Origin of the sequence: Olsenella sp. SW781, from assembly GCF_012027725.1 — a bacterium.
Lineage (GTDB): Bacteria > Actinomycetota > Coriobacteriia > Coriobacteriales > Atopobiaceae > Thermophilibacter.
In genome coordinates this window covers 25,718-45,064 of the sequence record NZ_SJOU01000019.1, presented here as the reverse complement: position 1 = coordinate 45,064, position 19,347 = coordinate 25,718, and the positions used below count along the sequence as shown (strand labels likewise).

16 protein-coding genes are annotated in these 19,347 nt (G+C 69.9%); 9 read left to right on the top strand and 7 right to left on the bottom strand.

Annotated features, from left to right (window positions below; all coding sequences use genetic code 11):
* Window positions 1-74: 74 nt before the first annotated feature.
* Window positions 75-647, bottom strand: coding sequence for a manganese efflux pump MntP (locus E0L17_RS10010; RefSeq protein WP_167931091.1), 573 nt, complete (start codon window positions 645-647; stop codon window positions 75-77).
* A 305-nt stretch (window positions 648-952) separates the two neighbouring features.
* On the opposite strand from E0L17_RS10010, the gene E0L17_RS10005 reads away from it, so the two are divergent.
* The 3 genes from E0L17_RS10005 to E0L17_RS09995 all read left to right on the top strand — a co-directional run bounded on the left by E0L17_RS10005 (window position 953) and on the right by E0L17_RS09995 (window position 3,329).
* Complete coding sequence (locus E0L17_RS10005) at window positions 953-1,825, top strand: transporter substrate-binding domain-containing protein (RefSeq protein WP_286163442.1); 873 nt, start codon at window positions 953-955, stop codon at window positions 1,823-1,825.
* Window positions 1,826-1,909: 84 nt separating this feature from the next.
* Complete coding sequence (locus E0L17_RS10000) at window positions 1,910-2,563, top strand: amino acid ABC transporter permease (RefSeq protein ID WP_445332092.1); 654 nt, start codon at window positions 1,910-1,912, stop codon at window positions 2,561-2,563.
* On the top strand, window positions 2,556-3,329 hold the full coding sequence (locus E0L17_RS09995; RefSeq protein WP_167931090.1) for an amino acid ABC transporter ATP-binding protein: 774 nt from the start codon (window positions 2,556-2,558) through the stop codon (window positions 3,327-3,329). The genes E0L17_RS10000 and E0L17_RS09995 overlap by 8 nt, the downstream gene beginning before the upstream one ends.
* A gap of 347 nt (window positions 3,330-3,676) precedes the next feature.
* Here the strand turns inward: E0L17_RS09995 and E0L17_RS09990 are convergent, their stop codons facing one another.
* Both E0L17_RS09990 and E0L17_RS09985 read right to left on the bottom strand, forming a co-directional pair.
* Window positions 3,677-7,654, bottom strand: coding sequence for an FtsX-like permease family protein (locus E0L17_RS09990; protein ID WP_353652979.1), 3,978 nt, complete (start codon window positions 7,652-7,654; stop codon window positions 3,677-3,679).
* Window positions 7,655-7,669: 15 nt separating this feature from the next.
* Window positions 7,670-8,371, bottom strand: coding sequence for an ABC transporter ATP-binding protein (locus E0L17_RS09985; protein ID WP_167931089.1), 702 nt, complete (start codon window positions 8,369-8,371; stop codon window positions 7,670-7,672).
* A gap of 186 nt (window positions 8,372-8,557) precedes the next feature.
* Here E0L17_RS09985 and E0L17_RS09980 point away from each other — a divergent pair, with 186 nt between their 5' ends.
* The gene (locus E0L17_RS09980; protein WP_167931088.1) at window positions 8,558-9,103 is read left to right on the top strand and encodes a TetR/AcrR family transcriptional regulator; all 546 of its coding nucleotides are present in this window, start codon (window positions 8,558-8,560) and stop codon (window positions 9,101-9,103) included.
* Window positions 9,104-9,136: 33 nt separating this feature from the next.
* On the opposite strand, the gene E0L17_RS09975 is transcribed toward E0L17_RS09980, so the two are convergent.
* The 4 genes from E0L17_RS09975 to E0L17_RS09960 form a co-directional block, all read right to left on the bottom strand.
* Entirely contained in the window at window positions 9,137-11,572 is a 2,436-nt protein-coding gene (locus tag E0L17_RS09975; protein WP_167931087.1) for a homocysteine S-methyltransferase family protein, read from the bottom strand.
* A 323-nt stretch (window positions 11,573-11,895) separates the two neighbouring features.
* Window positions 11,896-12,606 carry a vitamin B12 dependent-methionine synthase activation domain-containing protein gene (locus tag E0L17_RS11310; protein WP_167931086.1) on the bottom strand — a complete coding sequence of 237 codons (711 nt, stop codon included), beginning with the start codon at window positions 12,604-12,606 and terminating at the stop codon, window positions 11,896-11,898.
* A 3-nt stretch (window positions 12,607-12,609) separates the two neighbouring features.
* Window positions 12,610-13,479: a methylenetetrahydrofolate reductase gene (locus E0L17_RS09965; RefSeq protein ID WP_167931085.1), complete on the bottom strand. Its 870-nt coding sequence runs from the start codon at window positions 13,477-13,479 to the stop codon at window positions 12,610-12,612.
* Window positions 13,480-13,809: 330 nt separating this feature from the next.
* Window positions 13,810-14,328: a prepilin peptidase gene (locus E0L17_RS09960; protein ID WP_167931084.1), complete on the bottom strand. Its 519-nt coding sequence runs from the start codon at window positions 14,326-14,328 to the stop codon at window positions 13,810-13,812.
* A gap of 215 nt (window positions 14,329-14,543) precedes the next feature.
* Here E0L17_RS09960 and E0L17_RS09955 point away from each other — a divergent pair, with 215 nt between their 5' ends.
* The 5 genes from E0L17_RS09955 to epsC all read left to right on the top strand — a co-directional run bounded on the left by E0L17_RS09955 (window position 14,544) and on the right by epsC (window position 19,285).
* Window positions 14,544-15,644 (top strand): acyltransferase family protein, encoded by a 1,101-nt coding sequence (locus E0L17_RS09955; protein WP_167931083.1) that lies wholly within the window; start codon window positions 14,544-14,546, stop codon window positions 15,642-15,644.
* Between the two features lie 50 nt (window positions 15,645-15,694).
* A complete protein-coding gene (locus tag E0L17_RS09950) occupies window positions 15,695-16,873 on the top strand; it encodes a cation diffusion facilitator family transporter (protein WP_167931082.1) in 1,179 nt (392 codons plus the stop codon).
* A gap of 192 nt (window positions 16,874-17,065) precedes the next feature.
* Window positions 17,066-17,500, top strand: coding sequence for an aminoacyl-tRNA hydrolase (gene pth2, locus E0L17_RS09945; RefSeq protein ID WP_075279487.1), 435 nt, complete (start codon window positions 17,066-17,068; stop codon window positions 17,498-17,500).
* Between the two features lie 223 nt (window positions 17,501-17,723).
* Window positions 17,724-18,635, top strand: a complete 912-nt coding sequence (gene cysK, locus E0L17_RS09940) for a cysteine synthase A (protein WP_167931081.1) — start codon at window positions 17,724-17,726, stop codon at window positions 18,633-18,635.
* A complete protein-coding gene (gene epsC / locus E0L17_RS09935; protein WP_167931080.1) occupies window positions 18,635-19,285 on the top strand; it encodes a serine O-acetyltransferase EpsC in 651 nt (216 codons plus the stop codon). The genes cysK and epsC overlap by 1 nt, the downstream gene beginning before the upstream one ends.
* Window positions 19,286-19,347: the final 62 nt, after the last annotated feature.

Genomic DNA, 19,347 nt, shown 5'->3' with positions numbered 1-19,347 from the left:
GGGCTCGGCGATGTGTATAAGGGACGGTGGCAGGCCCGCCCCGGACTCCCCGAGAGAAATAGCCCGTCCCCGAATCACAGCACGCCGAGGTGCTCGAGGAGGACCTTGAGGCCAATGAGGATGAGCACCACGCCGCCGACGATGCTTGCGGGCTTCTCGTAGCGCGCGCCGAAGTAGTGGCCCACCGCGACCCCGGCAAACGAGAGACAAAACGTGATGACGCCGATGAGGGCGACCGTCGGGACGATGTCCACGGCAAGCGCCGCGAACGAGATTCCCGCCGCCAGCGCGTCGATCGAGGTGGCCACCGCCAGCACGAGAAACTCCCGCAGGTCAATTCCGCTCGTGTCCTCGCAGCCGCAGCAGTCGTCCTCCTCGTGGAAGGCCTCCCAGAGCATCTTGCCGCCGATGAACGCGAGCAGGACAAACGCCACCCAGTGGTCCACCGGCTCGATGAGCCACATGAACTGGCTGCCGAGAGCCCACCCGACGAGCGGCATCAGCGCCTGAAACCCACCAAAGAAGAGGGCCAGCACGGCGGCAGTCCGCAGGTTGAGCCTCCGCATCCCCAGGCCTCGGCAGATGGAGACGGCAAACGCGTCCATGGACAGCCCAACGGCGATGAGAAGCAGCTCGACAATACCCATGACGTCCCCTCTCGTCTCAGCGTCAAAGAAAAAGACTCGCGACGAGGGCCCCTCACCCTCGTCGCGAGTCTCGTTGATTAAGGCGCGCCAGGCCCTGCGGCCAGCGTGTTGACGCACCACACGCCGCACGCGGCGTGCCACTACTCCCTCGTGAGGCGCCATCATACCACAGCCGCTCTGTTACCAACCTGAAAACCGACGACCACCTTCCTTGTACTCCATCACGCTAAAGCGTATATTCTTCCCTGCTTTAGCAGAGTAAAGTACCGGCACAGCCGGGAAGCACCAAACCGGGAGGAACCGCCATGACCGCCATGACCGCCATGAACAGAAGGTCGTTCATTCTCACCTCGCTCTCTGCCCTGTCCGTCGCCGCGCTCGCCGGCTGCGGCGGCACCCCCGCCAGCTCCGACGACGCCGCAGACCCCTCGGCCGAGGCCGCCGGCACCGGAGCCGCGGACACCGGCACCCTCATCGTGGGCTTTGACTCCTCCTACCCGCCCTACGGCTACGTCGGCGACGACGGCGAGTACACCGGCTTCGACCTCGAGCTCGCCCAGGAGGTCGCCAGCCGCAACGGCTGGGAGGTCCAGCTCGAGGCCATCGACTGGGACGCCAAGGACACCCTGCTCGATAGCGGAGCCATCAACTGCATCTGGAACGGCTTCACCATGGAGGGCCGCGAGGACGACTACACCTTCTCCGAGCCGTACATGATCAACGGCCAGGTCATCGTCGCGCGCGCCGACTCCGGCATTGCCAGCTTTGACGACCTCGCCGGCAAGGCCGTGATCACGCAGGTCGACTCCGCCGCCTACAACGTGCTCGCCGGGGATGACGCCACGCAGGCGGACCTCGCCGCCACCTTCGCCAGCCTCGAGACCATCGGCGACTACAACACCGCCTTCATGCAGCTCGAGTCCGGCGCCGTCGACGCCGTGGCCTGCGACCTCTCCATCTCCGCCTACCAGCTCGCCGCCAAGCCCGACGCCTATGTCCAGCTCGACGAGTTCCTCTCCGAGGAGCACTACGCCGTCGGCTTCAAGAAGGGCGACGACGCCACGGCCGAGACGGTCAACGAGTCGCTGCGCGCCATGGACGAGGATGGCTTCGTCCAGGAGCTCTGCGAGAAGTACGCCGAGGACGGCATCTCCTACGAAAACTGGTGCCTCGCCTAGCGGCGCCCGACCCAAAGGTTCCTCCCAGGGATGCCTAAAAGGGGCCTGGCCCCTTTTAGGCATCCTGGTCGTGAAAGGAGCAGCGTGGACACGCTCACCATGACAGGGATGCTCGCCGAGGGGTTCCTCGTCAGCCTCCAGATATTCGCCTTCACGCTGCTGGGGTCGCTGCCCCTCGGCATGCTCGTCGCCTTCGCCCGCATGAGCCGCGTGAAGCCGCTCGCCCTTCTCGCCCGCTTCTACATCTCCATCATGCGCGGCACCCCGCTCATGCTGCAGATGTTCGCCATCTACTTCGTGCCGTACTACGTCTTTGGCATCAGCCTCACCACCGACAGCAAGTGGTACGCCACGATCGTGGCCTTCATCGTCAACTACGCCGCCTACTTCGCCGAGATCTATCGCTCCGGCATCCAGTCCATCCCGCGCGGCCAGCACGAGGCGGCCGAGGTCCTCGGCTACTCCAAGGCGCAGACGTTCGTGCGCATCGTGCTTCCGCAGGTGGTCAAGCGCATCATGCCGTCCATGACCAACGAGGTCATCACGCTCGTCAAGGACACCTCGCTCGCCTTCTCCATCGGCGTCATCGAGATGTTCACCGTGGCCAAGCAGCTCGTGGCGAGCCAGGTGAGCATGCTCCCCTTCGCCATCGCGGCGGCCTTCTACTGGATCTTCAACCTGCTCGTCGACTTCGTGGCCGGGCAGATCGAGAGAAAGCTGAGCTACTACCATGACTAGCGTCGAGAAGAACGAGGCGCGCCCGGTGGTCTCCCTCGACCACGCGCGCAAGAGCTTCGGTGACGTGGAGGTCCTGCGCGACATCTCGCTCTCCGTCAGCCCCGGCGAGGTCATTGCCATCATCGGCCCCTCCGGTGGCGGCAAGTCCACCTTGCTGCGCTGCCTCACGCTGCTTGAGCGCCTGGACGACGGCGACCTCTCCTACGAGGACGTCGCCGTGGCCCGCGGGGGCGCGTATGGCGACAAGAACGTGCTCGCCCGGGCCCGCCAGCGCTTTGGCCTGGTCTTCCAGAACTACAACCTGTTCCCGCACTTCTCGGTGCTGCGCAACGTCATGGACGCGCCCGTGTGCGTGCAGGGGCGCGATCGCGCGGAGGCCGAGGCGGAGGCCCGGGCGCTTCTTGCCAAGATGGGGCTCGCCGGCAACGAGGACAAGGTGCCCTGCCAGCTCTCGGGCGGCCAGCAGCAGCGCGCGAGCATCGCCCGGGCGCTCGCCATGCACCCCGACATCGTCTACTTCGACGAGCCCACGAGCGCCCTCGACCCCGAGCTCACGGCCGAGGTCCTGCGCGTCATCAAGGAGCTCGCGGCGGAGAACATGACCATGGTCATCGTCACGCACGAGATGGGCTTCGCGCGAGAGGTCGCGGATCGCATCGTCTTCATGGACGGCGGCGTGATCGTGGAGCAAGGCCCGGCCGAGCAGGTCATCGACCACCCGCGCGAAGAGCGCACGAAGGCGTTTCTCGCCCAGCGTGAGGGGTAAGCCGGAGAAAGGAACCGGCCACCGGCGCACGAGGACGCGCAACCTCGGTTTTCCGGAAACGCGCGATTACGCGTCCGCTCCTTGCCGGTTTTCTTGAGTTACGCATTGCTGGAGCATACGTAAACGGGAAAGTCCCGCGTATTTGACCAAAAAAGCTGAGTTGCGCATGGCGAGAAGAACGCGCAATCGCGTGTTTCCGGAAATCCCAGATTGCGCATGACCTGCAAGGGGGACGGGCACGGGGCCGCAGGCGGCAAAAGGGGACGGGCGTGCCACTGGCGTCAGGTTTATTTGGCGCGGGCCGCGCCAAATAAACCTGACGCCAGTGGCACGCCCGTCCCCTTTTGCTACTCGGCGGACTTGAGGGCGCCGACCATGTCGATGCGGTCGAGCGAGCGGTCAGTGATGAGGTTCACCAGCAGCGTGAACACGAAGGCCAGCACCGCGGAGATCACGTACGTGAGCGGGTCCACGACCACGTCGAAGTAGAGCGACGGCATGCGCAAGATCCACGTCAGAGACCGCGCGAGGAAGTAGCCCATCGGCATGCCGCAGACGATGCCGATCCCCGTAAGGATGAGCGTCTCCTTGTTGATGTAGCGATGCACCTCGGGCCGCCTGAAGCCAAGCACCTTGATCGTGGCGAGCTCGCGCTCGCGCTCGGAGATGTTGGTGTTGGAGAGCGTGAACACCACCGTGAACGAGAGCGCCGCCGCCAGCACGATGACCACGTAGACCACGGTGTTGATGAGCGTGAACGCGCTCGAGAAGTCGTTCACGAGCTTCTGGGTGGAGACCACCGAGAGGTAGCGGCCGTCCTCGGTGAGCCCCTCGGAGAAGGCGACCTGCTCGTCGGCGTCCCCCGTGAGGTGCGCGAGCACGCCGTTCTGCTCGCAGGGCGCGCCGAAGGCGGCCTCGTAGGCGCTCTCGGTCATGTAGAGGGTGTTGCCCAGGTAGCTCATCGCGATGCCGCCCACGGACGTCGTCCCCTCGGCGAGGGTCGAGTCCTGGAGGTGGAGCTCGTCTCCGAGCGAGAAGCCCATGACCTGCTCGGCGTTCTTGGTTATGACGGCCCCGTCCTCCGGCAGCGCGACGGGCTGCCCTGACTCGTCCACGAGCCGCGCGTAGCCCGAGAGGTCCGTGCCGTCCGGGACCACGATGAGCGAGACGCTCTCCTTGGAGTCGCCGTAGCTCACGGTGAGGCTGTCGATGTAGACGCGCAGCACGTCCTCGACCTCGGGGTTCCCCTCGAGGTCGGCCACGGCCGAGTCGAGGTCGTCTGCCGAGGTCACGGCCATGAGGTCATAGCGGTTCACGCCGTCGTCGCCATACTGGCGCGGGGAGAGCGAGAGCACGGTGTCGCGAATGCCGAAGCCCGTGATGAGCAGCGCCACGCATCCTGCGATGCCAAAGACGGTCATGAGGAGGCGCCGCTTGTAGCGGAAGAGGTTGCGCGCCGTGACCTTGCTGAGAAAGCCGAGCCGGCGCCACACGGGCCCCACGCGCTCGAGCAGGATGCGCGAGCCGGCCCTGGGCGCCTTGGGGCGCATGAGCGAGGCGGGCGACTCGCGGAGCTCCCGCCAGCAGGTGATGAGCGTCGCGCCCACGATGCCCGCGGCGAAGAGCGCAAACGCCGCAAGCGCCCACGCGGCGTCGAAGCCGTAGGCAAACCCCGGCAGGGCGTACATAGTCGAGAAGATCGTGAAGATGATGGCCGGCAGCACCACGAAGCCGAGCACGTTGCCCACGACGCCGCCGACGAGGCACGCCGCCAGCGCGTAGAGGGCGTACTTCGAGAGGATGCTCCCGCGGCCGTACCCGAGCGCCTTGTAGACGCCGATGAGCCCGCGCTCCTCGTCCACCATGCGCGTCATCGTGGTGAGGCTGATGAGCACGGCCACCACGAAGAACACGATGGGGATGACGGTCCCGATGGCCTCGATCGAGGAGGCGTCGGACTCCACGCTCGCGTAGCTCGAGAGGCTCGAGCGGTCCTGCACGTACCACGTGGCGTCGGGGAGGTCGGCGATCTCCTCGCGGGCGTCGGCGATCTCGGCGAGGGCGTCGTCGCGCTCCTGCTCGAAGGTGGCGCGCCCCTCGTCGAGCTCGGCCTGGCCGTCGGCGATCTCGGCGAGGGCGTCGTCGAGCTGGCGCTGGGCGTCGGCGAGCTGCGCCAGGGCGTCGGCACGCTGGCGGTCGAGCTCGGCCTGGCCCTCCGCGAGCTGCGCCCGCCCGTCGGCTATCTGCCCCGCGCTCTGGGCGAGAAGGACGCGGGCGCCCTCGAGCTCGCCATAGGCGTCCCGAAGCTCCTGCCAGCCCCGGTCGATGGCCGCCTGCTGCGTGGCAAGCTCCGCCTCGACGGCGCCCCTCGCCTGCTCGATCGCGGGGTTGAGCTGGTCGAGCCCCGCCTGGGCCTGGGCAAGGCCCGCCTGCGCCTGGACGCGGCCGCTCGCCAGGGCCGTGGCGCCCTGGCCGTCCGCGGATTCGTCGCTTCCGAAGGAGATAAGCTGGTCGAGGCTCGTCTGATAGCCGGCATAGGAGTCGAGCTGTACCTGGAGCCCGTCACGCTGCCCCTCGAGGTCCTCGAGGTCCTTCCGCTGCCCCTCGAGCGTCCCCTCGAGCTCCAGCTTCTGATTGAGCAGGCCCTCGAGGTCGGAAGACTCGGGGTCGGACTCCTGGAGCTCCTCGATTCTGTCGGTGAGGTCCGCGAGCTCCCCCTCGTTCTCCTCGATGGCACGGCCGAGCTCCTCGATCTGGCCATTAAGGCCTGCGATCTTCTCGCTCAGCTGGTCGATCTGGGCGCCGAGAAGCCCTGAGAAGGTGGAGAGCGTCTTCGAGGCCCGGGAGAGCACCTCGGCGTACCCGCCAACGGCGGAGTTGACGGCCGCCTCGTCGTTCGGGTCGACGGCCACCACGGCAGCCCAGGCGTCGCGTGCCTGCGTCGCCAGTTCCCCAATCCCGAAGTCCATCCCCAGAAGGCCCTTGAGCGCCTCCGATATCTGGTCGAGTCCCGACGCCACGCCCTCGGCGGTGGCGTCAATCGACGCGATGGTCCCCGGCAGGGTGTCCACGGCCGCCTGGGCCTGGTCGCGCTGCGCCTCGAGGTCGCCTATCGTGACGCCCTCGGCGACCTCGACGCCGGAGATGTTCGCGCGCGCGGCGTCAAGCTGGGCCTGGCCGTCTCGAAGCTGCTGCTCGGCACCCGGAAGCGCCGCCTCGTACGCGGCGAGGCCCTCCTCGTACGCGGCAAGGCCGTCCTCGTACTCCGCAGCGCCCTCCTCGAGCGCCCGGCGGCTCTCGTCGATCGTGTCCTGGGCGTCCTCGAGCTGCGCGAGGGCGTCCGCGCGCTGCTCGTCGAGCTCGCGCTGGCCGTCCGCGACCTCGGCGCGCCCCTCGTCGAGCTCCGCCTGGCCGTCGATGAGCTCCTGCTCGGCGTCGGCCAGCTCCTCGAGGGCCTCGGCCTCCGCGTCGTCCACCTCCTCGGTGGCGTCGGAGCGGACCTGCTCCCCGCGGGCGCGCTCGCGCTCGGCGCGCGCGTCCTCGACGCTCTGGAGCACCTCGTCGACGATGCCCTCGTACTCCGCCGAGTAGCAGAGCGGCTCGGCGGCGCCGTCGACCATGACGTACGCCACGGTGTAGACGCTCGGGTCGACGACGCCGCCCTCCGTCACGAAGAAGGAGTACTGCGAGCCGCCGCTCGAGCGGAAGGACATCGTCCCCTCGCCCGCGTTGATCTCCATCGGGTCGAGCACGGACCCCACGATCGTGTAGTCCCCGCGCTCGAAGACCTCCGTCGAGCCGGAGTCGAGCGCGGACTCGTCCTCGCTGGGCTCCTCGCCGTCATCGGCGCCATGGAAGCTCACCGTGTCCCCGACGGAGAGGCCGGAGTCCTTGAGGTAGCGCGCGGTCACCGCGACCTCGCCCGCGGACTCGGGCAGGCGCCCCTCGAGCACGAGGGGCTCGTTCATGCCGGAGGCTGAGAGCGCCTTGACGTCCACCTTCTCCGAGGTGGCGCCCACCGTCGTGTAGCACGTCTCCACGTAGCCGCCCTCAACGGCCCCCACGCCGTCGAGCCGCGAGAGCGCGTCCACGTCCTCGTCCGTGAGGCCGAGGGTGGACTGCACCCGCACGTCGAAGAGGCCCTGCTCGTCAAAGAAGGCGTCGGCGGAGTTGCGCAGGTCCAGACAGGCGGCGCGAAGGCCCACGAGCATGGTCACGCCGAGCGCGGTGATCGTGGCGAGGGCCACGAAGCGCTTCAGGCTCCCGCGCACCGTGCGCAGGACGTCCTTGGAGAACGCAGTGGATATGCCGCCCCGTGCCGCCACGTCCTTCTCGCCTCGCTACCACTCGATCTCGGCGATGGGCTTGGGGTCGGGGTTCACGGTCATGTCCGTCACGCGCCCGCTCTTGAAGCGGATGAGGCGGTCGGCCATGTCGGCGAGGGCCGCGTTGTGCGTGACGATGATGACCGTGATGCCGTCGCGCCGGCAGGTGTCCTGCAGGAGCTGCAGGATCTGCTTGCCGGTGACGTAGTCGAGCGCGCCCGTGGGCTCGTCGCAGAGCAGGAGCTTGGGGTTCTTGGCGATCGCGCGCGCGATGGAGACGCGCTGCTGCTCGCCGCCGGAGAGCTGGGCCGGGAAGTTGTCCAGGCGCTCCGCCAGGCCGACCTTCTCGAGCGTCTCCGCCGCGTCGAGCGAGTCGGGGCAGATCTGCGCCGCAAGCTCCACGTTCTCCAGCGCCGTGAGGTTGGGCACGAGGTTGTAGAACTGGAAGACAAAGCCCACGTCGGCGCGCCGGTACATCACGAGGTCGTTCTCGCCCGCGGCGCTGATGTCGCGCCCTCCCACCACGACCTTGCCGGACGTGGCGGTGTCCATGCCGCCCAGGATGTTGAGGGCCGTGGTCTTGCCCGCGCCGGACGCCCCCAGGATGACGGCGAGCTCGCCCTTCTCCACGACGAAGCTTGCCCCGTCGAGGGCGTTGATCTTGGCGCCGCCCTCGCCGTAGCTGCGCACGACGTCGCTGAACTCGATGTATGACATGCCATCTCCGATTACTCGACAGCGTGTTGTCTAAACGGAAGTATACTGGCCGCAGGCGGCGAGAAGAACCCCGGCTCGACACCCGCCGGGCAAGTGTCGAGTCTTCTCAGCGCGCACACGAAGCCACAGAGAAGCTGAACGTGGAAAAGGGACAGGCACTTTTCCACGCTCGGGGACGAGGGAGCCATGAGAAAGCAGCCGCAGGTCACCGAGCAGACGCGGGCAAACCTCCGCCAGGCGTTCTGGGAGCTCTACCGCGAGCGCCCCATCGAGAAGATCTCCGTGCGGGAGATCACGGACCGCGCGGGCTACAACCGCGCCACGTTCTACCTCTACTATCACGACGTCTACGAGCTTCTGGAGGAGATCGAGGGGCAGGTGCTCGGCGTCATCGACCACCTGGTCAACAAGCGCCTGCTCCAGGGCGACCGGCTCGACTTCTCGCAGCACATGAGCCTCATCCTCCGGCTTGCCGAGAAGTCCCGCGAGTACACGCGGGTCCTCCTGGGCGACCACGGCGACCCGGCGTTCACCCAGCGGCTGAAGGAGATCATCAGCCCGCTCGTGGACCGGTTCTTCCTGCCGGAGGAGCCCCTCGGCGAGCAGGCCGAGCGCATCGTCCGGGAGTTCTACCTCTCGGGGATCGTCTCCACGATCCGCACCTGGACCTCGGAGGACGAGCCGATGCCCATCGACCAGCTCATCCAGCTCGTGGTCCGCATCGTCACGTGAGGGCCGCCCGGGCCGGGCGCATCCGGGCGCAAACTAGCGCCCGAGGACCTCGCCGGCGATGCGGGCGGTCTCCGTGGCGTCCTTCGCGTAGAAGTCCGCGCCCACCATCTGGGCGTACTCGGGCGTGAGCACCGCGCCGCCCACGACGACCCTGCACCACGGCGCCCGCTCGCGCAGGAGCTCGATGGTCTCGGCCATGGCCGGCACCGTGGACGTCATGAGCGCCGAGAGCCCCACCAGGCGCACATGACGCTCCACCACGACGTCGGCCACCGTCTTGGGCGCCACGTCGCGCCCGAGGTCGATGACGTCGAAGCCGTAGTTCTCGAGCAGCATGCGCACGATGTTCTTGCCGATGTCGTGGATGTCCCCCTTGACGGTGCACACCACCACGGTGCCCTTGTCGCCCGCGGGCGCCCCGTCCTTCTCGCTCGCCGCGCGCACCACCTCAAAGCCCGCCTTGGCCGCCTCGGCCGACGCCATGAGCTGCGGCAGGAAGAACGTCCCCGCCTCGAAGCGGCGGCCCACCTCGTCGAGCGCCGGGATGATGGCCTCGTTGATGACGAAGAGCGCGTCATGCGCGAGAAGCACCTCGCGCACCGCGTCGGGGACGGGGCCGCCGCGGCCGGCGAGCACGAGCGCGCGCACGCGCTCCACGGGATCGTCCGGAAGGCCGGCGTCGACGGGCGCCGCGGCCGGGGCGCCCTTCTCGCCCTGCGCCGGGGCGGCGGAGGCGTCCGAGCGGCCCGCGTAGTGCTCCACGTAGAAGCGCGCCTGCTCGTCCTCGCCGGAGAGCACGCGCCAGGAGTCCACGACGTCCATCATGCGCCGGCTCTCCGGGTTGATGATCGCGAGGTCGAGGCCGGCCGAGAGCGCGGCGGCGAGGAAGGTCGCGTTGACGAGCGGGCGGAACGGAAGGCCGAAGCTGATGTTCGAGACGCCGAGCACGCAGCGCACGCCCGGCAGCTCCTCCTTGACGCGACGGATGGCGTCGAGGATCGCGCGCGGCGCGGACTGGTCGGTGGAGGCGGCCATGGCGAGGCAGTCGATCGCGACGTCGTGGCGCGGGATGCCCGCCGCGTCCGTGGCGGCCACGATCTTGCGGGCAACGGCCACGCGCCCCTCGGCCGTGGGCGGGATGCCGCCCTCGTCCAGGGTGAGCCCCACGAGCGCGCAGCCGTAGCGCGCGGCGACGGGCACCACGGCCGAGAGCACGTCGTCGCGGCCGTTGGTGGAGTTGATGAGCGGCTTTCCCGGGTAGCCGCGCACGGCGGCCTCGATGACCGCGGGGTCCGCCGAGTCGATCTGCAGCGGCAGCGTGGTCACGCCCTGGAGCTCGTCCACGAGCCGGCACATGACGGAGCGCTCGTCGATCTCGGGCAGGCCGGCGTTGACGTCGAGGATCTGGGCCCCGGCCGCCTCCTGGGCGATGGCCTCGCCGAGCACGTGGTCGTGGTTGCCCGAGCGCAGGGCCTCCTTCATCTTCCGCTTGCCCGTGGGGTTGATGCGCTCGCCGATGACGCCCACCTGGCCGGGCGCGAGCGCGCAGAGGCCCTGGGGGCCGCACACCGCAAAGCGGTCGGGACGCTCGCGCCGCGCGGGCACGCGGGTGGCGAGCAGCGCGCGCTCGGCCGCGACGTGCGCCGGCGTGGTGCCGCAGCAGCCTCCCACGATGGTGACGCCCGCGTCCAGCATGCCGGCGACGGCGGCGGCGTACTCCTCCGGGCCGATGTCAAAGACCGTCTGGCCGTCCACCACGCGCGGCAGGCCGGCGTTTGCCTGCACCATCACGGGGCAGCTCGCCCACGGCAGCATGCGGGTCGCGAGCGGGGCCACCTCCTCCGGCCCGAGCGAGCAGTTGATGCCCACGGCCGCCGCGCCGAGCGAGGAGAGCGTGAGCGCGGCGACCTCCGGCGTGGTGCCGAGGAACGTCCGGCCGTCCTCCTGGAAGGTCATCGTGACGAGGGCCGGGAGGTCGGAGTTCTCCCGCACGGCGAGAAGGGCCGCCTTGGCCTCCGCGAGGTCGGCCATCGTCTCTATGACGAAGAGGTCCGCGCCCGCGGCGTCGGCGGCGCGGACCTGGCGGGCAAAGAGCTCGTAGGCATCGTCGAAGGGGAGGGTCCCCATGGGCGCGAGGAGCTGCCCCGTGGGGCCGATGTCGGCCGCCACGTAGCGCGGGCCCGCCGCGCGGGCGCAGGCCACGGCCGCCGAGAAGACCTCCTCGACCGTGGCCGCGGACCCGAGCTTCTCCGCGTTGGCGCCGAAGGTGTTGGTGGTCACCACGTCGGCCCCGGCCGCCACGTAGGCGGCGTGGACCTCCGTCACCACCTCGGGGCGCTCGAGGCACAGGAGCTCCGGCAGCTCCCCCGCGGCGAGGCCGCGCGCCTGGAGCTGGGTGCCCATGGCGCCGTCAAAGAGCAGGAAGCCGTCTCCGGCGAGGGCCGCCGCGAGGGTGTCGACGTTGGTCATGGCGCCTCCTTGCGCGCGTTCTTCTCGGTCGTTCTTCTCGGTCGTTCTTCTCGACAGCATCCTAGCAGCCGATGATTTCCGGCGGGAAACGCGCGCCCGCTGCGGATGGTCGGGTCGTGGCAGGTTTTGGCCTCGGGGCGTTGCCCCGATCGGGGCCGTGGCAGCAATCGGACTGCCACAGCTCCCCATCCCGCAGCATGCCGAGAAGAACGCCCTGTTGACGCTCCGCACCGATTGCCATAACTCCGCTTTTCTCAACCCCCGGGCGGCGACGGGCGCCACAGCCCCGTTTCCGGCAACGCGGCCACGCGCGCCCCGCGCGCTCAGCCCCGACAGGTGCTCCCCGCGCGCAGCAGCACGCAGAAGTCCCGGCAGGGACAGCCCGCGCAGCTGGCGTGCGCGGTGCCGCGCGGCCGCTCGAAGAGCCCCACCACGGCGGTCACGCTCTTGGTGGGCGACATCAGGAGCTCCCGGGACAGCGTGATGCCCAGGGCGCGCTGGGCGTCGAGCGAGGCGAGAAGGACGGGCTGGGTCGCAAGCGGCAGGTCGCCGTAGCCCGGCGAGAAGCGCGTCCCGCAGAAGAGCCCGCGCGAGGCGGCCTCGGCGACGACGCCCGCCTCCGCGGCGTCGGCCGCGCGCTCCACGGCGGCCGTCCCCGCAGCATCGAAGATCACCTGCGCGAGCGGGTCCGTGAGCGAGAGGCGACGCAGCTCGGCCTCGACCCCCATCCCCACGGTCACGGCGAGCGCCCCCACCGCCACGGCACCGTCCAGGTGCTCGGCGATTGAGTTCCCGGCGAGCTCGAGCGAGGCTCCCGCGAGCGAGATGACGGGCACGCCGTCCTTCTCGCCGCGCGCCGCGACGTCGAAGACGCGCCACACGCCGCGCGGGCGACACGTGGCGAGGCAGCGCGCGACGACCTCGTCGATGCGCGCGTCCAGCTCGGGCGTGATCGGCTGGCCCGCGTAGCCGAGGTAGCGCAGCACCTCGCCGCGGTCGACCGACCTGACGTCGTAGGGCTCGGCCGCCGCCACGCGCTACGCCTCGAGGTAGCCGCAGGCGAGGAGCGCCTCGCGGGCCGCGTGCGCCACGGACGGCTTGTTCATGCTGTAGACGTGCAGGCCGTCCACGCCGTTGGCGGCGAGGTCCGCCAGCTGCTCGCAGGCGTACTCCACGCCCGCGCGCGCCTGGTCGGCGGGGTCGTCGCCCGCCAGCACGAGCCGCTTCACGACCTTGGCCGGGATGGACGCGCCGCAGGTGAACGCCATGCGCTGGATCTGCTTGACGCTCGTGAACGGCATGATGCCCGCCACGATGGGCAGGCGCACGCGATGGCGCAGGCACTTCTCGCGGAACCGGTAGAAGTCCTCGTTGTCAAAGAAGAGCTGGGAGACCAGGTAGTCGGCGCCCGCCTCCTGCTTGAGGTAGAGCGAGCGGAAGCTCTCCTCCTCCGAAGGCGACTCGACGTGCCCCTCGGGGTAGCATGCGGCGCCGATGCAGAGGTCGGACCCGCGGTCGCGCAGGTAGGCGATGAGGTCGGACGCGTGGCCGAAGTCGCGCGCCTCGCGCCCGGGGGCGCGGTCGCCGCGCAGGGCGAGCACGTTCTCGATCCCGGCCTCCTCGAGCGAGTCGACGTAGGCGTCCACATCCTCGCTCGTCGAGCCGAGGCAGGTGAGGTGCGCGAGGGCGGTGACGCCGAGGTCGCGCTCTATCGATGCGGCGATGGGCACGGTGTTCGCAGAGTTGCCCGAGCCGCCGGCGGAGTACGTGACCGAGATCCAGTCCGGGCGGTCCTGCGCCATCTCGCTCGCCACCTCGTAGGCGGTCTCCAGGGGGAGCTCCCCCTTGGGCGGGAAGATCTCGAACGAGAACGTCTGGCGCGCGGAAAGCCTGTCGATGATCCTCATGGTGTCCCCTCTCCTCGTCCCCTCATTCTAGCGGCTCCGAACGACGGCGTTCGGGCGGCGGGCCGCGTCCGTGACGACCCAGCGGGGCCGCCGCTCAGCGGCGGGGCGGGCCGTTCGCGCCGCCCCGCCGCGGGGACCTCCCAGGCACGACGGTCGGGGGCCGTCGTGCCCGAATGCGTCGCGCGCCCGGCGCGGTGGCACGGGTGGCGACATCCTAGATATAACCCTCGCGCGCCCGATGTGCGCGCAGAATGTCGCAGACGGCATGCCGCAGGCCCTCTACGTCGGGCTTTGCCGTCAGACGCGCGGCGAGCGGCCGCCGCCGAGGCCTCACCGCGGCAGGCCGAGAAGGACGATCCCCAGGGTCGTCACCGCGATTCCCGGCGCGAGGGGCACGCCCGCACCCGCCGCTGCGCCGCGCGCCGCGCCGGCCCCGACGGCCCTCCGAACGAGCCGCGCCGCGCCCCAAAGGACGAGCGCCGCCGTGCAGGAGAGCGCGACGGCGGCGAGCCCCCACGCGGGGCCGAGCCACACCCCGACCGCACCGAGCAGCTTGACGTCCCCTCCCCCGACGCCGGGCGTCCCCCGCGCCCGCCACGAGGCGAGCGCCGCGCCGAGCATCACGGCGAGCGTCGCGAGCGCCCCCGCGAGCGCGTCTGCCACGAGCGCGCCGGCCGCCTCGCCCGCCGCCGCCCGCGCCACGACCGACGCGGCCCCCGACGCCGCCACCGCGACCGAGCACCCGTCCGGGATGACCCTGCGCGCAAGGTCCTCGATGGCCGCCAGCCCGAGCGCCACCGCGAGCACGGCGCGGGCGGCCACCCAGGCGGACACAACGACAAGCCCCATCGTCTCTCCCCTCTTCCGCCGTCCTTGTGGGCATTCTAGGGGCCGGAGCAGAAGGGCGGGACGCCGCCGCAGGGGCGAGAATGCCCGCAAGACGGCACTTCTCGCCCTCCCACCTGCCGTTCCTCCGGAAACGACGCCCTCCGTCGGATTCGTGGCAGATTCGCGCAACCAGGGTCGCGGACGTATACTTGACCCCACCACGACGAAAGGACCCCATGACCGAGAACGCCCAGGCCCCTCGCAACGCGCGCATCGAGGCGCTCAGGCTCGTGGCCATTCTCGGCATCGCCGTCTTCCACACCTTCCAGCCGTGGTTCTCCGCCGCGACGGTCGACGCCTGGGACGTCTGGGTGACGAGCCCCGGCATGCTCGCGACGCTCGGGTGCGTCAACCTCCTCGGCTCATACGGCAACCACGTCTTCTTCCTCATCTCGGGCCTCTTCCTCGTGCCGCGCGCCGCAGCGCGCTCGGGCGAGCCGGGCTACTGGCGCGAGCAGGCGAGGGGCGCCGCGCGACGTGCGGCCACCATCCTCCTGACCGTCGCCCTCTACGTCCTGGGCGCGCTCGCAGTCGACGCCTGGGTCGTCCCCATCGAGGGCATCTCGCTCGAGAGCCCGCTCTGGGTCTTCTCCTGGCTCGAGTTCATCTGGGTCTATCTCGTCATCGTGCTCGCCACGCCCCTCATCGGCTGGGTCTGGAGACGCCTGCGCCGCCCCGTCGCCGTCGTCTGGGCGCTTGCGGCCTGCGTCTTTGCGGTCAACGCCTACATCGCCTTCGTCTCCCCGGGAGACGAGGTGCGCAACCTCCTCGAGTGGCGCAAGCTCATGAGCGCCGTCAGCTATCTCGCGGCGTTTCTCGTGGGCGGCGCGCTCGCCGAGCGCGGGCTTCCCCGACCCGGGATCGCGCTCGCCTGCTGCTCGGGGCTGACCGTCGCCGTGGAGGCCGCGGCAGCCCTCGCGGGCAACACGGACCTCCTCGTGGCGCTCTCGTTCAAGTCGACCTCGGCCCTCTCCTTCGCGCTCGCCGTCTGCTCGGTCGCCGTTGCCGCCGCGCGCGCCGACGACCGCATGCCCCCGCGCCTGTCCGCGCTCCTGCGCCGGCTCGCCTCCTCCATACTCGGCTTCTACGTCGCCCAGGCGCTCCTCTCCCCGCTCTGGCGCTCCTTCGGCTGGGACCTCTGCCTCGCGGCGCTCGATCACGGGGAGGCCGCCCTTCTCGCCACGGGCGTCGTCTGGAGCCTCATCCTTCTCGCCGCCCTTCTCGCCCTCGACCAGCTTGTGAGGATTCCCCTGCTCAGGGCCGCTCGCATCCGCTGAATGTGGGTATACTTCTCCCTTGCCGAACAAGATGGCAGGGGGAGATTGGCATGACGAGCTGGCTGATACGGACGTTTGTCCCCAACGCGGATGACACGGGGGACCCCGCGGTGCGCACGCGCTACGGGCTCGTGGCGAGCATCACCTGCATCGTCTGCAACGTCCTCCTCTGCGTGGGGAAGGGCGCCGTCGGGCTCGTGTCCGGCTCGGTCTCCATCGTCGCCGACGCGGTCAACAACCTCTCCGACGCCTCGAGCAACGTGGTGAGCCTGCTCGGCTTCAAGCTCGCGAGCCGGCCCGCGGACGAGGACCACCCCTACGGCCATGGCCGCTACGAGTACCTGGCGGGCCTCGTCGTCGCCGTCCTGGTATGCGCCATCGGCATCAACCTGGTCGGCTCCTCCGTCGAGAAGATCATGAGCCCCGAGCCCACCGAGTTCGGGCCGGCCGTGGTCGTCGTGCTCGTGGGCTCGATGGCGGTCAAGCTCTGGATGGCGGCGTTCAACCGACGCCTCGGGCGCGCCATCTCCTCGGAGACCCTCGAGGCCACGGCCGTGGACTCGAGAAACGACGTCATCGCCACGGCGGCGGTCCTCGCGTCCGCCGTCGTCTCGCAGCTCGTCGGCGTCGACCTCGACGGCTGGGCGGGCCTGGCCGTGGGCGGCTTCATCCTCTGGAGCGGCGTGCAGCTCGTCCGGGAGGCCGTGAGCCCGCTTCTGGGCAAGGTCCCCGACCCGGCCTACGTCGAGCACATCCGCAACAAGATCATGAGCTATCCCGGCGTGCTCGGGACGCACGACCTCATGGTCCACGACTACGGCCCCGGCCGCCAGTTCGCGAGCGCGCACGTGGAGATGGCGGCCGAGGGGAACCCGCTTGACCAGCACGACCTTCTCGACAACATCGAGCAGGACTTCAAGGACGACGAGGGGCTCGTGATGACGCTCCACTACGACCCCATCGTCACCAACGACCCGCAGGTGCGCGACATGCGCCACTGGATCGACCTCGCCGTGAAGGGCATCGACGAGCGGCTCTCGATCCACGACCTGCGCTGCGTCCCCGGCCCCACGCACACCAACGTGATCTTTGACTGCGTGCGGCCGACCGACTGCGCGCTCAGCGCCTCCGAGCTGCGCGCCCGCGTCTCCGAGCTCGTGCGCGGCCACTATCCGCGCGCCATCTGCAAGATCACCGTCGACGAGTCCTACGTCTCCCCGAGGCAGTAGGCGAGGGGGCGTGCAAAGGGGACGGGCGTGCAAAGGGGACAGGCACTTTTGCACGGCACGCCCGTGCAAAAGTGCCTGTCCCCTTTGCACGCCCGTCCCCTTTGCACGCCCGTCCCCTTTGCACGCCTGTCCCCTTTGCACGCCCCCTCGCACGTCCGTCCCTGCCACCATCCCGCACAGATTGGAGCCGATATGCCATCCAGCAGCTACCTCTCGAAGCAGATGATCGTCATGCGCCGCGACCTCAAGATGCGCAAGGGCAAGATTGCCGCGCAGGCCGGTCACGCGTGCGTGGAGGCGACCCTCATGGCGCTCGTGCGCGAGGGCCGCGCAGGCCAGCTCCGCGCGACGGACGGCTGGGCCTGGCTCGAGCATGCGGACGCGGATCGCAGCCCGCTCACGGACTGGTTCGACGCCGGCGTGGCCAAGGTCTGCGTCTATGTGGACTCCGAGGAGGAGCTGCTCGACCTCGCCGCGCGCGGGCGCGAGCTCGGGCTTGCCGTCGCGCTCGTCCGCGACGCCGGCCACACGGAGTTCCACGGCGAGCCCACCTACACCTGCCTCGCCTTCGAGCCGCTTCCCGCCGAGACGATCGACCCCCTGACCGGCGAGCTCCCCCTCTACTAGCCGCGTCATGCCATCTGCGTCAGGTTTGTTTGGCACGCCTGCCCGGCGTGCCAAACAAACCTGACGCAGATGGCATGACGCGGATGGCACACCCGGCGCGGGGATGTTTCAGGAGCGTAATTCCTACTTGCACAGAGGGTTTATACGTGCCACCCTTAGCGAAGCGAGCACATCGCCGTCCGGCGACACCTCGCGACCAGCACATATCGCGAAGGAGGCACCCATGCGTCACGCACGCACCGTCGAGGCCCTCGTTGGCTCCACCCCCCTGGTGGACCTCTCCGACCTCACCAGCAGCCCCGTCACCATCCTCGGAAAGCTCGAGGCCGCCAACCCCGGCGGCTCCGCGAAGGACCGCATCGCCCGCGCCATGGTCGACGCCGCGGAGCGCGAGGGGCGCCTCGCCCCCGGGGGCACCATCATCGAGCCCACGAGCGGCAACACCGGCGTCGGCCTCGCCATGGTCGCCGCCGCCCGCGGCTATCACCTCGTCCTCACCATGCCCGAGACCATGAGCGTCGAGCGCCGCCGCCTCGCCGCGGCCTACGGCGCCGAGGTCGTGCTGACGCCCGGCTCGGAGGGCATGGCCGGCGCCGTCGCCCGCGCCGAGGAGCTCGCGGCCGCCACCCCCAACTCGATCATCGCGGGACAGTTCGACAACCCCGCCAACCCCCGAGCCCACTACGAGACCACCGGGCCCGAGATCTGGGCCGACACCGAGGGCTCCGTCGACGTCCTCGTGGCCGGCGTGGGAACGGGCGGCACCATCTCGGGCTCCACTCGCTTCCTCAAGGAGAAGAACCCCGGCCTCCGCGCCGTCGCGGTGGAGCCCGCGGAGTCGCAGGTGCTCGCCGGCGGCGTGGCGGGCCCCCACAAGATTCAGGGAATCGGCGCCAACTTCGTGCCCGGCAACTTCGACCGCTCGGTCGTAGACGAGATCATGCCCGTGGCCTCCGACGACGCCGTCGCCACGATGAAGCGGCTCGCCGGGGAGCTCGGCATCCTCGTGGGCATCTCCTCGGGCGCCGCCGTCGCGGCCGCCCTCTCGCTCGCCGAGCGGCCCGACATGGCAGGCAAGACGATCGTCGCCGTCCTGCCCGACACGGGCGAGCGCTACCTCTCGATGGACCTCTGATGGGCGCCGTCGCCATGGTCACCGCGAGCACCCCGGCACAGGGCGAGAAGGACGCGCGGCTCGGCCTGCGCGCCATGATCCGCGAGGACGCCGAGGCGGCCTTCGCGCGCGACCCTTCCGCCGACAGCGTCTCCGACATCACGCGCTTCTCGGCGGGCTATCGCATCGTGCGCGCCTACCGTATCCAGCACTGGCTCTACGAGCGGGGGCATCGATCGCTCGCGCTCTGGCTCGCCATGCGCTCTCGCATCAGGTACGGCGCCGACATCCATCCCGCCGCGCGGATCGGCCGTCGATTCACCATCGACCATGGCGTCGGCGTGGTCATCGGCGGAACCGCCGTCATCGGGGACGACTGCCTCATGTACCACGGCGCCACCCTCGGCATGACCGGCAAGCACGGCGGCAAGCGCCACCCCACCCTCGGCGACAACGTGCTCGTCGGGGCCGGCTCCATCCTCCTCGGCACCATCACGGTGGGAGACGGCGCCCGCGTAGGGGCCGGCTCGGTGGTGGTGGACGACGTCCCTCCTCACACCACCGTCGTGGGCAATCCCGCCCGCGTGGTGCGCACGCGTGAGTGCCCGCTCTTCGACGACGTGGTCTGCGTCACCGACGACTCCGGCAAGAGCTGGCTCGTGGAGAAGTAGCGCGGCCGTGCAAAGGGGGCCGTGCAAAAGTGCCTGTCCCCTTTGCACGGCCCCCTTTGCAC